The 13,076-nt window shown below is 51.6% G+C and carries 14 protein-coding genes and 1 pseudogene; 7 read left to right on the top strand and 8 right to left on the bottom strand.

Annotated elements, in window-relative coordinates; genetic code table 11:
- The first annotated feature begins 157 nt into the window (after positions 1 to 157).
- A complete protein-coding gene (locus L1889_RS09065; protein WP_238664857.1) occupies positions 158 to 1,423 on the top strand; it encodes a class I SAM-dependent methyltransferase in 1,266 nt (421 codons plus the stop codon).
- A gap of 148 nt (positions 1,424 to 1,571) precedes the next feature.
- A complete protein-coding gene (locus tag L1889_RS09060) occupies positions 1,572 to 2,339 on the top strand; it encodes a glycine betaine ABC transporter substrate-binding protein (protein ID WP_238664856.1) in 768 nt (255 codons plus the stop codon).
- 3 nt (positions 2,340 to 2,342) lie between these two features.
- Here the strand turns inward: L1889_RS09060 and L1889_RS09055 are convergent, their stop codons facing one another.
- From L1889_RS09055 to L1889_RS18780, 4 genes are all read right to left on the bottom strand, one after another.
- Complete coding sequence (locus tag L1889_RS09055) at positions 2,343 to 4,106, bottom strand: ArnT family glycosyltransferase (RefSeq protein WP_238665897.1); 1,764 nt, start codon at positions 4,104 to 4,106, stop codon at positions 2,343 to 2,345.
- Positions 4,107 to 4,224: 118 nt separating this feature from the next.
- Positions 4,225 to 4,488, bottom strand: coding sequence for a type B 50S ribosomal protein L31 (locus L1889_RS09050; RefSeq protein ID WP_238665896.1), 264 nt, complete (start codon positions 4,486 to 4,488; stop codon positions 4,225 to 4,227).
- 287 nt (positions 4,489 to 4,775) lie between these two features.
- Entirely contained in the window at positions 4,776 to 5,087 is a 312-nt protein-coding gene (locus L1889_RS18785; RefSeq protein WP_308217669.1) for a JAB domain-containing protein, read from the bottom strand.
- An 11-nt stretch (positions 5,088 to 5,098) separates the two neighbouring features.
- Positions 5,099 to 5,404: a UPF0758 domain-containing protein gene (locus L1889_RS18780; protein ID WP_308217617.1), complete on the bottom strand. Its 306-nt coding sequence runs from the start codon at positions 5,402 to 5,404 to the stop codon at positions 5,099 to 5,101.
- Between the two features lie 98 nt (positions 5,405 to 5,502).
- Here L1889_RS18780 and L1889_RS09040 point away from each other — a divergent pair, with 98 nt between their 5' ends.
- The 5 genes and pseudogenes from L1889_RS09040 (at position 5,503) to L1889_RS09020 (ending at position 10,006) form a co-directional block, all read left to right on the top strand.
- Positions 5,503 to 5,979, top strand: coding sequence for an FKBP-type peptidyl-prolyl cis-trans isomerase (locus L1889_RS09040; RefSeq protein WP_238664855.1), 477 nt, complete (start codon positions 5,503 to 5,505; stop codon positions 5,977 to 5,979).
- Positions 5,976 to 6,950, top strand: a complete 975-nt coding sequence (gene ispH / locus L1889_RS09035; protein ID WP_238664854.1) for a 4-hydroxy-3-methylbut-2-enyl diphosphate reductase — start codon at positions 5,976 to 5,978, stop codon at positions 6,948 to 6,950. Before L1889_RS09040 ends, ispH begins: the two co-directional genes overlap by 4 nt.
- 9 nt (positions 6,951 to 6,959) lie before the next feature.
- The gene (gene maiA, locus L1889_RS09030) at positions 6,960 to 7,607 is read left to right on the top strand and encodes a maleylacetoacetate isomerase (RefSeq protein ID WP_238664853.1); all 648 of its coding nucleotides are present in this window, start codon (positions 6,960 to 6,962) and stop codon (positions 7,605 to 7,607) included.
- A gap of 44 nt (positions 7,608 to 7,651) precedes the next feature.
- Positions 7,652 to 8,513, top strand: a pseudogene (locus tag L1889_RS09025) (NAD(P)-dependent oxidoreductase).
- A 119-nt stretch (positions 8,514 to 8,632) separates the two neighbouring features.
- Positions 8,633 to 10,006, top strand: coding sequence for a YdgA family protein (locus tag L1889_RS09020; RefSeq protein WP_238664852.1), 1,374 nt, complete (start codon positions 8,633 to 8,635; stop codon positions 10,004 to 10,006).
- A 38-nt stretch (positions 10,007 to 10,044) separates the two neighbouring features.
- On the opposite strand, the gene L1889_RS09015 is transcribed toward L1889_RS09020, so the two are convergent.
- The 4 genes from L1889_RS09015 to rsfS form a co-directional block, all read right to left on the bottom strand.
- Positions 10,045 to 10,656 carry a Maf family protein gene (locus L1889_RS09015; protein ID WP_238664851.1) on the bottom strand — a complete coding sequence of 204 codons (612 nt, stop codon included), beginning with the start codon at positions 10,654 to 10,656 and terminating at the stop codon, positions 10,045 to 10,047.
- A gap of 5 nt (positions 10,657 to 10,661) precedes the next feature.
- Positions 10,662 to 12,101: a pyruvate kinase gene (gene pyk, locus L1889_RS09010; RefSeq protein WP_238664850.1), complete on the bottom strand. Its 1,440-nt coding sequence runs from the start codon at positions 12,099 to 12,101 to the stop codon at positions 10,662 to 10,664.
- An 11-nt stretch (positions 12,102 to 12,112) separates the two neighbouring features.
- On the bottom strand, positions 12,113 to 12,583 hold the full coding sequence (rlmH, locus tag L1889_RS09005) for a 23S rRNA (pseudouridine(1915)-N(3))-methyltransferase RlmH (RefSeq protein WP_238664849.1): 471 nt from the start codon (positions 12,581 to 12,583) through the stop codon (positions 12,113 to 12,115).
- An 89-nt stretch (positions 12,584 to 12,672) separates the two neighbouring features.
- Positions 12,673 to 13,074, bottom strand: a complete 402-nt coding sequence (rsfS, locus tag L1889_RS09000) for a ribosome silencing factor (RefSeq protein WP_238664848.1) — start codon at positions 13,072 to 13,074, stop codon at positions 12,673 to 12,675.
- Positions 13,075 to 13,076: the final 2 nt, after the last annotated feature.

The raw sequence follows: 13,076 nt of genomic DNA, 5'->3' as shown, positions 1-13,076 counted from the left end.
CCGGGTGGGAAGGGGAGGCGGTACAAAAGAAGTTTTAAATGATAAATTACCTTATACGCCGCTGATAATTTTAGCACGCGGGGCCTGTAGCTTCGAGGGCGCCATTCAGTGCAACAAGGCGGAACGCTTTTTTCAGTCATGCTCAGGGAGGCGAGAATTGAGTTCTATCACAGCAACGGTTGAGTCCAGGTTAAGCAATTTACCGGTCACGGTAAGAGTCACCTTACCTGATGGTCGTACTATAGGGCCCGAGGATGCCCGGTTGGCCGTTCGGATCAAAGATAGTGCGACCTTGGCTCATTTGGCGGCAGGTCAGGTTGGAAGCCTCGGAGAGGCCTATGTTGAAGGCACCTTCGACTTTGATGGTTCTGTACGTGATTTGATGAAAGTCGCTGCCGCTATATTGCCTGATTCTCCGATGAACCAAATGCGCGCAGGAGCCTTTACCAGCCTGATTTATAAGTTAAGGTCAATTTGGCGCCACTCTTTGGAGCGCGATGCGAAGCAGATCGAGTTCCACTATGATCTTTCGGATGATTTCTATGGGCTTTGGCTGGATCCCAGGCGAGTGTACTCCTGCGCTTATTACAGACATCCTGACAACAGCCTTGCGCAGGCTCAAGAGGCCAAGCTTGATCATATCTGCCGTAAATTACGGCTGCAGTCCGGAGAGCGTTTTCTGGATGTGGGTGCGGGCTGGGGCGGCTTGCTGTTATGGGCCGCTGAAAACTATGGCGTCGACGCTACCGGTATTACTCTGTCTAAAAACCAGCATGCTTATGTTAATCGGCTTATCGAGTCCAAGGGCCTGAGTGGCCGGGTACGAATGCAGCTACTGGACTATCGCAAGCTGGATCCAGAGCAGCCTTTTAACAAAATCGCCTCGGTCGGTATGTTCGAACACGTAGGCCGTGCGCATCTGACTGCCTACTTTACTACCTTGCGCAAGCTTTTAAGCCCGGGCGGTCTTGTGCTTAATCATGGCATTACGTCAGGGGGCGTGGATCATAGCCAGTTGGGTGCGGGCATGGGTGAGTTTATCGAAAAATATATATTCCCAGGCGGGGAGCTGACCCATATAAGTCATGTAGCCAGGCATTTGGCTGAGGGCGGTCTTGAAGACCTGGATACCGAAAACTTGCGGCCACATTATGCCCGAACCCTCTGGGCGTGGAGTGATGCGCTGGAAGCCAAGCTGGACGAGGCCAAGGCTACGCTGGCAGGCGAGCAGGGGCAGAAGTCGTTGCGAGCCTACAGGGTCTACCTGGCAGGTTGTGCGATGAGCTTTGAATACGGCTGGATTGCGCTGCATCAGGTATTGGCACAGCATAGTCCTGAGGGCCGTCAGGATGAGCTGGATAATCCCGCCGATATTGCTTACCCGTGGCGAAGGGACTATATGTATATGCCGCGTGAACAATAATTTTAAATCAAGCAGAAAATAACCGTATCTGGTTGTCATTTGCTTTCAAAGCGTAATGGGTCGCAGTTTGTTTTAGTGCCTAAGAACCACTAAACTGATTGCGACCATTTTTTATTTTTGTTCATAAGCAAACCACAAGGAGTTCAGCATGCCGACATTTAGGATGGCTGCGTTACATCATCGTTTGTTGGCTATGTTAATGAGTCGTGGCGCGGCTATTCGAATGGGCGTGGGCCTGACAGGAATACTGGCCATGTCTAATGTTGCTGCCGTCGAGCCTGCGGCCGTGGCCTGCGAAGTCGATCGGCCGGTGCGGTTGGTAGCCATGGATTGGGATAGCAACCGTGTATTGCTTGAGGTCGAGCGCTTTATTATTGAGCACGGTTATGGATGCCAGACTGAAACTCAGGCTGCCGATGTGCAAGAGGGTTTGCAGGCATTAATGCAGGGTGACATCGATATCAACACCGAAGTCTGGCTCAATAGCGTGACTCAGGACTGGCACGAGGCCGAGGACAATGGGCAGGTGAAGCGCCTTGGAGAGCTTTATCTGGGAGGGGATACGACATTTGTGCCTAGCGCCGTGATCAAGGCAACGGAACAGGATCAGGCGGAAAATGATGCGGCAGATTCTTGTTCAGCGGGGTCCGGCTGTAGCGAGGATCCGTTGGCCTATCCGGATCAATCTGTGTTTACAGGAATTAACAGCAAGTTCTCCGAGCAGGCACCCCAGTTGAGTGCGTTTCTCGCTAATATCCGAATCCAGCCTGAGCTGATGGATGAGACATTAGCGTATATGAACGCTCAAGAAGCGCCTCCTGAGGCCGTGGCGCAGTGGTTCTTGTCAGAGCACGAAGATGTCTGGACTCAGTGGCTGCCTATGCACGTGGCATTACGGGTGAAGGCAGCCTTGTAAGAATCAGGGGTTGCTCTGGTTCGGAGCAATCCGGATTAGCCTGAACATCTCGTGGCGGTCACCGCCACGACGTCCGGACCAAAGCTCAACGGCTTGATCAGGTAAGGGGGCAAGGCCCTCGTTAACTTGTTTTACGTTCAACTGTTGCAATATTAGTGAGCAGCGGTAATCGAAGATCAGATCGATGTTGTTGAATACGTAGAATGAGGCGCGCTGGCCAATTCCTACGCCCGATCCACGTACACACTCACGTGCCTGGCGGTGTTCGGCTAAGGCGTTCTGCAGCTCATTGGATACTCCACGGTAGCTGCGGGCGTAGTCGAGCGCAGGCAGCCAGAGCGTGACAAGCAATAACCAGGTAGTCAGCAATCCCCCGGCAGACAGAACGGTGCCGCGCCATAGGCCCGGTGGGTGGCGGCGTGTCCGCCATATCACCAGCAAGATCCAGCTTAAAGTGCCCAATGCAGCAATACTGAGTGCTGGGATGGATATAAAAACCTCGTAGCCTGAAGTTTGTCTTGCGATGCTGTGAGAGATCTTGGGAGGCCAGCCTGTCTGTTGCGCAATCCAACCCAGCCATACCGTTGCTGCGGTTAGCGAAAAGCACATGACGGCGAACCAGTCCAGCGTATTGATAACGCCGCGGCGCAAGGTGGGCAAGGCAAAAGCCGCCAGCACTGCAGAAGGTACAGCTAGCAATGCGAATTCAGGTTCGAATGGTGAAGGATGAAGGGCAAGCGAGAGTATGGCTGCAGCCAGCAATGCAGTAGGCACGAGCATGTGCGGGGAGCGTAACCATTGTCGCCAGTTCCAAAGAGCGATCAGTGCCAAAGGCCAGGTTGGCCACACGAACCAGAGTACGTCGCGCAGCGCCTTGGCCGTCGTAGCGATATTGGGCCAGGTATAAGAAGACAGATTCCATATTACCCACGTTTGAGTCCAAAACAGACTGAAGCGTTTTGCCGGTAGCCACCAAAATAAAAACACAGCTGCAGCGATAATGGCCGCCATGGCAAACCATTTTATTTCATCTCGATAATTACTTTTGGCTCCAAGCACGCCTAATGAACCCAATATTATGGGAAGAGCGCCGACCCAGCCGCGGGTTAGCAGAGCGCAGCCGATGGCCAGGCCAAGTATGACTGAGCTTGAGGCGGGTTTGGCTGGTAAGCGGGTCAGGGCATAGAAAGCCAGGGATTGAAAAGCGATAATCGCTGGTACTTCGGAGCTTTCGTGCATGCGCCAGATAATGCCAACTGTCGCGATAATGAACAGCAAGGCGGCGTCGGCCAGCATACGTCCGTAATCGGTAGCGGAAGGTTCGCCTCCGAAAGGCAGCGGCAGCGGTTGCGCCTCAGGCAGGCGGGCCAGCTTGAACGTACCGTACCAGATGCAATAGGTGAGCATGCCAAACCACATCAGGTTTGGCACACGGGAGGCCAGGATGGTGGCGTTGATATCTGAAGTAAATAGGGCGAATACCGGACTAAATAAGCTGATGCATAAGACCCCTATCCAGGTTACCAGCGGCCCATTCTCGGCATAGGCCAGACTGCCCACCTGAGGGAGAAGCAGGGCGATTCCTCCACTATTGTTTAGTGCGGTCAGCATGGTTGCCAGACCTACAACATCATCCGTTTTCCAGGGGTCTCTAAACAGCAAACCTGAAAATATGTAGATTAGTCCCACTACCAGCAGCAAGGTGCGCGGCAGTTTTGCGGCACCCGGGTGGGTTAATCGGGCAGGAGTCGAGGGGCTTGGGGAGATACGCACAAGTGACGCTACAGTAAAAGTAAAGATTAATGATTATAGCGGTAGGGGCTAAGGGAGTTGCGACAGGCGAAAAAAAGCAGCCGAAGCTGCTTTTTTAAGCTGCGTAAAGCTATCAGGAGCTTTTACGTGTACCAGCAGTACGCGCAAAACGGGCGCGGAATTTCTCGACACGGCCTGTTTCAACAATGCGTGTTTGTGCGCCAGTGTAAAATGGGTGTGACTCGGACGTTACGTCACACTTGAACAGAGGGTAGGTTTTACCGTCTTGTTCTATAGTATCGCGAGTATGGAGCGTCGAACGGGTAATGAAGGAATTACCTGTTTGTTGATCCAAGAACACCACTTCGCGGTACTCTGGGTGGATGCCTTCTTTCATGATGGTTTTCCTGTCGTTCATAGTAGGACCGCCAACAGATATAAAAGAAAACGATCTGCCACGTATCCAGTAAATCGAAAGATTCTAACATTGCCCTATTGTTTTTCAAAGCCATTAGAGCCCACGCTTAAGCAGACCTGGGTAACCAGCGTGGTTTTTGTTGTTTTAGCGAGAAAAATACACGCTGTGCCCATACGGCCAGACGCAAAGCTTAAGCGTGGCTATTAACATGCTACCTACCGCAGCACGCTGTGCGTGTATGTATAACAGTAGTATAGGCCAAGAATTTATATCTGTGAACGCTCAGCCAGTGATGTGGCATGATTTGCTGTGATGATAAGGTGATCGAGCAGACGAATGTCAACCAGCTGCAGCGCTTGTTTAAGGTGCCTTGTAAGGTGAAGGTCAGCCTGACTGGGCTCGCGTATGCCCGAAGGGTGATTATGCGCCAGAATGACTGCCGAGGCATGATGCACCAGAGCAGACTTAAGTAGTTCTCGTGGATAGATAGAAGCCTGGTTAATTGTTCCTTTGGCAATTTCCTCGCATTCAATCAGCCGTAACTGGTTATCAAGATATAAAGCAATGCAATGCTCAATTCTTAGATGGCCTAATCGTGAGATGCAGTAGTCTTTAACTTTTTTGGCTGATTCATGGTGGGGCCTTGCATGAGACTCTCTTTCAGTGCCCGTCGCGTAATTTCACTGATGGCTAATAACTCGCAGCTTTTGGCCTGACCAATTCCTTTGATACGCTGCAGATTGGACGCCTCTGCGGCGAGGAGTGCGCGGAAGCCCCCGAAGTGTTCTAAAAGGCGTTGCGCCAAACTGATTACATTGAGCTGGGCAGTGCCAGTGCGTAATACGATGGCTAATAGCTCTTCGTCTGGCAAATGTTCAGCGCCATATTTAAGCAAACGTTCTCTAGGCCGCAAATTATTTAGGGATTTACTGTTAGAAAGCATAAGAAGCACTAAAATGAAAGCGGTTTATCGATTACATAGGATGACAGACCTTGACCTCTCACTCAGATGCAAGCGCTTTACTTGTCCGTGAGGACTCCTACCTAACCTTGCACTATTGCATACAGATCATGTCCGGGCCTGCGGCGGGCACCATGTTTGCCAATACCTTTGACGGGCATCCCGCAACCCTGCAAATGGGGGCTGGACAATGGTCCAGTGGTTTAGAGGAGGTTTTGATTGGTCAACAGGAAGGTGCCACCATTCATGCTGATTTGCCGCCCGAAAAGGCATACGGAGATCGCAATCCAGCTCTATTACAATGGGTCAGCAAAGCCATGCTGGCTGAAAACGCCGCAAAAGACGACAGCTTCAGCCCCGGAGACATGGTCGAATTTAGCGCCCGAAACGGCTCGCGCTACTCCGGTGTCTTGAAGCAGCTGAACGATGAGGCTGCGCTTTTCGATTTTAATCACCCGCTGGCGGGTGCAGACATCCGTTTGGATGTGAAAATTTTGGGAATCTTATGACCACACATACTTCCTCTGAATCCGGTTTAGATGTCGTACTGGCTCAGCCTCGAGGGTTTTGTGCCGGCGTAGACCGTGCCATAGACATAGTAGAAAGGGCTCTGGAGCTGCACGGCAGACCAATTTATGTGCGCCACGAGATCGTGCATAACCGGTATGTTGTTGAAGATCTGCGAAACAAAGGAGCCATTTTTATTGCTCAACTGGAAGAGGCTCCAGAAGGAGCCATCGTCGTTTTCTCCGCTCATGGCGTGTCGCTACAGGTACGGGCAGAAGCAGAAGAGCGGGGATTGAAAATATTTGATGCTACCTGTCCTTTGGTGACGAAAGTACACGTAGAAGTGGCCCGTATGCGTAAGGCGGGCCGGGAAATTATTATGATCGGTCACAAGGGGCATCCCGAAGTCGAGGGTACCTTAGGGCAATCCGACGTCGGCATGTATCTGGTCGAGACGCCGGACGACGTGTATACCCTGCAAGTTAGTGATCCGGAAAATCTGGCTTTTGTTACGCAAACCACCTTGTCAGTTGATGATGCCGCACAGGTGGCTAATGCATTGCGGGAACGCTTTCCCAGTATCATTGAGCCTAAGAAAAGCGACATTTGCTATGCCACGCAAAACCGTCAGGATGCGGTAAAGGTAATGGCACCCCAGTGCGATGTCGTATTGGTGGTGGGAAGTACCAACAGTTCAAACTCGAATCGATTGCGCGAAGTGGCAGAACGTAAGGGGGCGGCGGCTTACTTGCTTGATGATCCTGCCATGATCCAACCAGAATGGCTGGCACCTGGCAATCGGATCGGTGTGACAGCAGGCGCGTCGGCTCCGGAGGAACTGGTTCTGCAAGTAATCAGCCGATTAAAAGAATTGGGCGCTATTTCGGTGCGTAAGCTCGAGGGTGTAGAAGAGAATGTCTCTTTCCCCTTGCCGCGTGAACTATCCAGAAAAATTGAAACAACCAGCTTGTAAGGTATTTGAATGAAGCTTTATAGCTACTTCCGAAGCTCCGCCGCTTATAGGGTACGTATTGCCCTGAATGCCAAGGGTATTGCCTACGAAACAGCCCCTGTTCATTTGCTGCGCCACGGCGGAGAGCAGTTGTCCGAGGCTTATAAAGCGATTAATCCTTCTGCCCTGGTGCCCAGCCTTGATGATAATGGCGTTATTGTGCGCCAGTCCCTGGCCATTATCGAATATCTTGATGAGGCTTATCCAGACAGTATCCCCTTATTGCCGACATCGCCACGGGCCCGGGCTGCGGTGCGCGCGATGGCAATGGATATTGCGTGTGATATACACCCCCTTAATAATTTGCGGGTTTTGCGTTATCTATCCCGTACCCTTTCAGTAGCCGAGGAAGGTCGTAACGACTGGTATAAGCATTGGATAGTAGAGGGGCTGCTAGCTCTGGAAGAGGTGGTCGCGCGACACAGCACAGCAGGACGTTTTTGCTACGAAGACGGTCTGAGCCTTGCCGATGTGTGTTTAATACCGCAGTTGGCAAATGCGCGCCGCTGTGATTGCGACCTGACACAGTTTCCCGCATTAATGGCTATTGAAGCGCACTGCCTCAGTCTTGCTGCGTTTCAGGAAGCAATGCCTGACAATCAGCCTGACGCCGAATAAGGTTATATCAGCATTCCATCTTTTATGGGCATAGGGTAGCAATCATGCGTATTGGGTTTTGCGGTTTGGGTTTAATGGGCTCACGAATGGCCCGTCGTTTAGTACTCGATGGTCATCCGGTTACTGTTTGGAACCGGAGTATTGAAAAAGGCGCAATCGTTGCAAAAAGAAGGTGCCAGCGTTGCACGTACCCCGGCTGAGCTTGCGTCAGAGTGCGAAATTGTGTTTTCGTGTGTCTATGATGCGGCAGCTGTACACGATCTGGTATTTGGTAACGAAGGTCTCAGCGACGGAAACGGCACGATGGCCCTTTTTGTGGATCATGCCTCAATTCCGCCAAAAATCACCCAAGAGTACGCCGCTCGCTTAAAGGCTAAAGCCAGAGCAGCCTGGGTAGACGCGCCTGTGTCCGGAGGCACGGGTGGAGCAGAGAGCGGAACGCTCGCAATTATGGCCGGGGGCGACGCTGCTGATATCGATCGTCTGCGTCCTTATTTGGCGTCTTATGCCCAGCGCGTCACGCACATGGGTGGCAACGGTGCGGGACAGACTACCAAGCTGTGCAATCAGGCGATAGTGGCCTCAACCATTGCTGTCATTGCCGAAGCTATGCGTCTGGCCAAAGATGAAGGCGTCGATGCGAGTTTACTTAACGAGGCTTTGGCTGGCGGGTGGGCCGACTCAGTTTTATTGCAGTTGTTTGTACCAAAAATGAGTAGTACCGATGTGCCGGTAAGCGCTACTGTAGCTACTATGCTCAAGGACCTCGACGCTGCGGCGCAACTGGCGCAATTTAATGCCACTGCCATGCCCGTCAGCCATACGGCTCAGCAACTTTATCGCCTGGCCAGCAAGCAAGGTTTAGCGCAGAGCGATGTTTCTCAAATTATTAAAGCACTGTCATAAAAATATACAACTTGTGCGCTCAGGATCTTTAACTCTAAGCATGATGTTTGTATCTTTAGTTATGATTATTCGCTTTTCTCTTTACTGCTGGCGGTCTGTGATCGTCGTTAAGGTTATTTATGAATAAAAAACTAGTTGCGCTGGGAACAGTGGTTGCCTTAGGTGTGGTCTATGTGGCGGCCACGGCTTACGTGGGCAGCAAAACCGAAGATGTAGTGCGGGCTCAGGTTGCAAGCGTTAACGAAAAGCTGCATGAGCAAATTCATACTGAAAGTTCGGGTGATTTTGCCAAATTGAATATTCTTGGCTTTGAGCGCGAGCTGTTTAAATCGGTAGCCATTTATCAGCTGGAAGCCAAGGTTGGCGCCGATGCGGTTGACTTTCAGTTTCAGGATACCTATTACCATGGCCCCTGGCCTGCGGCGGCCGTAGCATCAGGCAAGTTTGCTCCGGTGCTAAGTTATAGCCAGACCGAGCTTTTAAAGACAACTGACGCAGAGCCTTGGTTTAATGCAGCCAATGGTGAAAATCCTTTTGTTGCTGAGACGGTATATCACCTCAATGGCAGTATGGACTCCGACATGGCCTTTGCTCCTCTGGCCTTCAGCAACGACGAGCTTGTGGTCGAGGTCGCAAAAACCACGATGCAGTTCAAGGTAGGGAAAAACATTGCCAATAACTCCGGGCACGGCAGCTTGCCTTCGGTGGTTGTGAAGTCTGCCCAAGGTGAAGACTCCGTATTTTTTAATAATATTCGTTTTAAAGGCAATAGTGCTGAGGCCAATGGCGAAATTAAAAATCAATATGACGCTCAGGTCGACAGTATTGAAATTAACTCTGGCTTTGGCACAAACATAACAATAAATAATTTTAGTGTTGATGGCGAAGGCCGTCAGTATGGTGAACTGATTGATGCAGGCTTAACGTATCGACTGGCCGAGCTAAAACTAAACCAGCAGGCGATGGGTAGTTTCGAGCTGGGCACATACGCCAAGCATATTGATTACGCTGTGCTCAAAGAGATCGGTGCCCTTTCTGAGAAGGCAGAAGAAAATATTGATGTGCTTGAACCTCTGCTGCGCAAGTTGCTGGTGGCCAAGCCAGAGTTAAGTGTAAGTCCATTTATTTGGCGTAATAGTGGAGGGGAAACCCGGGTCGATTTCACGACGGTGTTAAAGACTACTCAAGAAAATGCACCCACAGAGGAAATGTTTGAAACGCTGAATTTATCGGCAAGCGTATCACGCGATATGGTGATGGCGATCATGGGTTCCGAAGCGGGTTTTATGTCAGCACTGGTGGAAACAATCTTCGATGAAAAAGTGAAACAGCTCAGCGAGCAGCAGTTAATTACCTACGCCAACAATACCGCAGAGTTTGATCTTAGCTATAACGGTGCTGATCGGAGTGTGGTGCTCAATGGCCGGGCCATGACACTTGATGAGTTCGCAGCCATTGCAGGTTCGCACATGGCCCCTTTGCTTAGCTTTTAAACGATTAATGGTTAGTGCTATACAGAGTTCGGATGCAGTTAATCCGAACTCTGTAAAAGATTGGCCTGACTGAGCAACTGGCAGGTTTCGTACAGCGGCAAGCCCATAACACCACTGTAGCTGCCCTCTAGGTTACGGACAAAGGCTCCGGCCCTGCCCTGAATGCCATACGCTCCTGCTTTTCCAAAGGGCTCGCCACTAGCGCAGTAGGCGGTAATTTCCTGATTGCTTAGTCGTTTAAAGCTGACCTTGCTCGTTGACAAAGCCTGATAATACCTGCCTTCGACGGCCAGGACTATGGCGGTATGTACGTGATGGGATTTGTCTGAAAGAGCGTGAAGCATTCTTGCGGCATCGGTCATATTTGCTGGCTTTCCCAAAATATCTCCATCAAGCTCCACCGTAGTGTCGGCACATAGAATGGCCTGTTCTGTTGGCGGGGCTCCGGGGCTTAAATGTGCGAGGGCCTGGGTGGCTTTGTTATAAGCGGTACGCCTGACGTAGGCAATAGCGGTCTCGTTGGGAAGTCTAGGCTCATCTGCTCCGGGTGGCGGGGGTACGAGTATCACCTGGTGGGGGATTCCGATCTGCTTAAGCAGTTCGTGTCGACGAGGACTGGCTGAAGCCAGCAGCAAAGGGGTGACGAGCATCGTTTTTATTTGACCTTTAAGATTTTCATTCCGTTTGTGCCGCCACTATCGCTATGAAAGTCGCCTTGGCTCAGAATGATCCAGTCGCCCCTTTTGACAATCGCCTGTTCTTTTAGCAGCGCAATGGCGGCATCACTGACGTCAGCGGGATCCAAGGTAGCGGCGTCGAAAGGCAAACTGTACACACCACGAAATAAGGCGGCACGGTTAAGCGTGTGCGGATGACGGGTGAAGCAAAAAATGGGTACACCAGAACGAATACGCGACATGATCAATGGCGTACGTCCACTTTCAGTCAGGCTAATAATCGCCTTGACACCGGGGAAGTGGTTGGCTGCGTACATCGCCGATAACGCAATCGTGTCATCACATCGTGAAAATCGCTCGCCCAGGCGGTGTCCGGACGTAATGGAAACCGGCTCTTGCTCGGCGCCCACGCAAATTCGGGCCATTGCAGCAACAGCCTCAACCGGAAATTTGCCAGCCGCGCTTTCGGCCGAGAGCATTACCGCATCGGTATGATCCAATACGGCATTGGCAACGTCTGATACCTCAGCCCGGGTTGGCATGGTGCTCGAAACCATGGACTCCATCATTTGCGTGGCGGTGATCACAAGCTTGTTGAGGGTACGGGCATGTTTGATGATGCGTTTCTGTATGCCAGCCAGCCGGGCATCCCCGATTTCAACACCCAGGTCGCCCCGCGCTACCATCACTCCATCGCTGGCCGAAATAATATTGTCTAAGGCCTGATCATCGGTTACGGCTTCTGCCCGCTCTATTTTGGCGATGACCCAGGCATTGCTGCCAGCTTGCTGTATAAGTTCACGAGCCTGCCCCATGTCGCTGCCATAGCGGGGGAATGATACGGCCACGTAATCTACCTTAAGTTCTGCGGCCAGTGTGATGTCTTCGCGATCCTTATCAGTCAGACTGGGTGCAGAGATACCGCCGCCGCGGCGATTGATACCTTTATGATCCGAAAGTTCTCCACCGGCAATTACCGTGGTATGGACCGAGTCGTCTTCTACCTTATCGACCTGCAAGATGATTTTTCCGTCATCAAGCAGCAGCTCGTCACCTGGAGCACAGTCATGAACCAGGGGCGGATAATCAATGCCGACGATATCTCGATTGCCTTTATCAGCAGGATGGTTATTAGACAGGACAAAGGCCTGCCCGGCTTCAAGTGTGACCTGCTTGTCTATAAAGCTCGAAATACGAATCTTTGGGCCTTGCAAGTCGCCCATCAGGGCCACATAGCGCTGATGTCGGGCGGCGATTTTCCGTACCAAGAAAGCCTTCTGACGATGATCCTCGGCAGAGCCGTGTGAAAAGTTCAGGCGCGCTACGTCCATACCCGCGAGAATAAGCTTTTCGATAATAGCTTCGGTATCAGAGGCAGGCCCTAGTGTGGCGACGATTTTTGTACGACGTTTAGACATGAGGGCTCCTGTCAGCTTCGATGGTAGGGGTGTCCGCTAAGCATAGACCATGCGCGGTAAAGCTGTTCTACCAGCACTACGCGAACCATGGGGTGGGGGAGAGTCAATGAGGAAATGCGAATTTGTTGCTGGCAGCGCTGTTTAAGAGCGGGATCTAGTCCATCTGGGCCACCAATGATAAGAGCAATGTCCAGCGACTGATCCCGCCATTGCTGCAACTGGTCGCGCAGAGCTACGGTGCTGAGATCTCGTCCGCGCTCGTCCAGGGCAATACGCCATACCTTTTCAGGTATGGCAGCATCAATCCGTTTTGCTTCCGCCAGCATCATTTGCTGTCGAGTCTTACCCGTAGTGCGTGCTTCGGGTTTGATTTCTTTTAGTTCTATGCTGAATTCTGCAGGCATGCGACGTACATAGTCGTCCCATGCCTGATTAACCCAATCGGGCATACGGTGACCGACCGCAACGACATAAATCTTCATAAACAACAAATAAATGTAGAGCGCGAGTTCTGGGCACTTAGTACAGGCGTGGAGAATTAGCCCCAGATGCTGCGACGGTGGCCGGGATTCTACTCGTCGTCGTGGTCGTGACTGAAAGCGTCACCCACGATGGGGAGGGTGGACTGGGGAAGCAGATCGACCTTTACGGGTCGGCCGCCCCAAAGCTCTTCCAGGTTGTAGTACTGACGAATTGAAGGCTGCATGCAGTGAATGACGATGTCACCCAGGTCAATAAGCACCCATTCGCCAGTGTCTTCACCTTCATGAGCCAATACGTGCACTTGGTTCTTTTTGGCGTCTTCGATAATGCTGTTGGCCAGTGCACGGGTCTGGCGGTTTGAGGTTCCACTGGCAATAACGACACGGTCAAAAAGACCGGTAAGGTGTGTGGTGTCAAAAACACGGATGTCTTGTGCCTTGACGTCTTCAAGAGCGTCAATCACAAGGCGTTGTAGAGATTCTATATTCATGT

Origin of the sequence: Paenalcaligenes niemegkensis (genome assembly GCF_022230885.1) — a bacterium.
GTDB lineage: Bacteria > Pseudomonadota > Gammaproteobacteria > Burkholderiales > Burkholderiaceae_B > Paenalcaligenes > Paenalcaligenes niemegkensis.
Note: the sequence above shows the minus strand (reverse complement) of the source record. Positions and strands in the feature narration are given on the sequence as shown.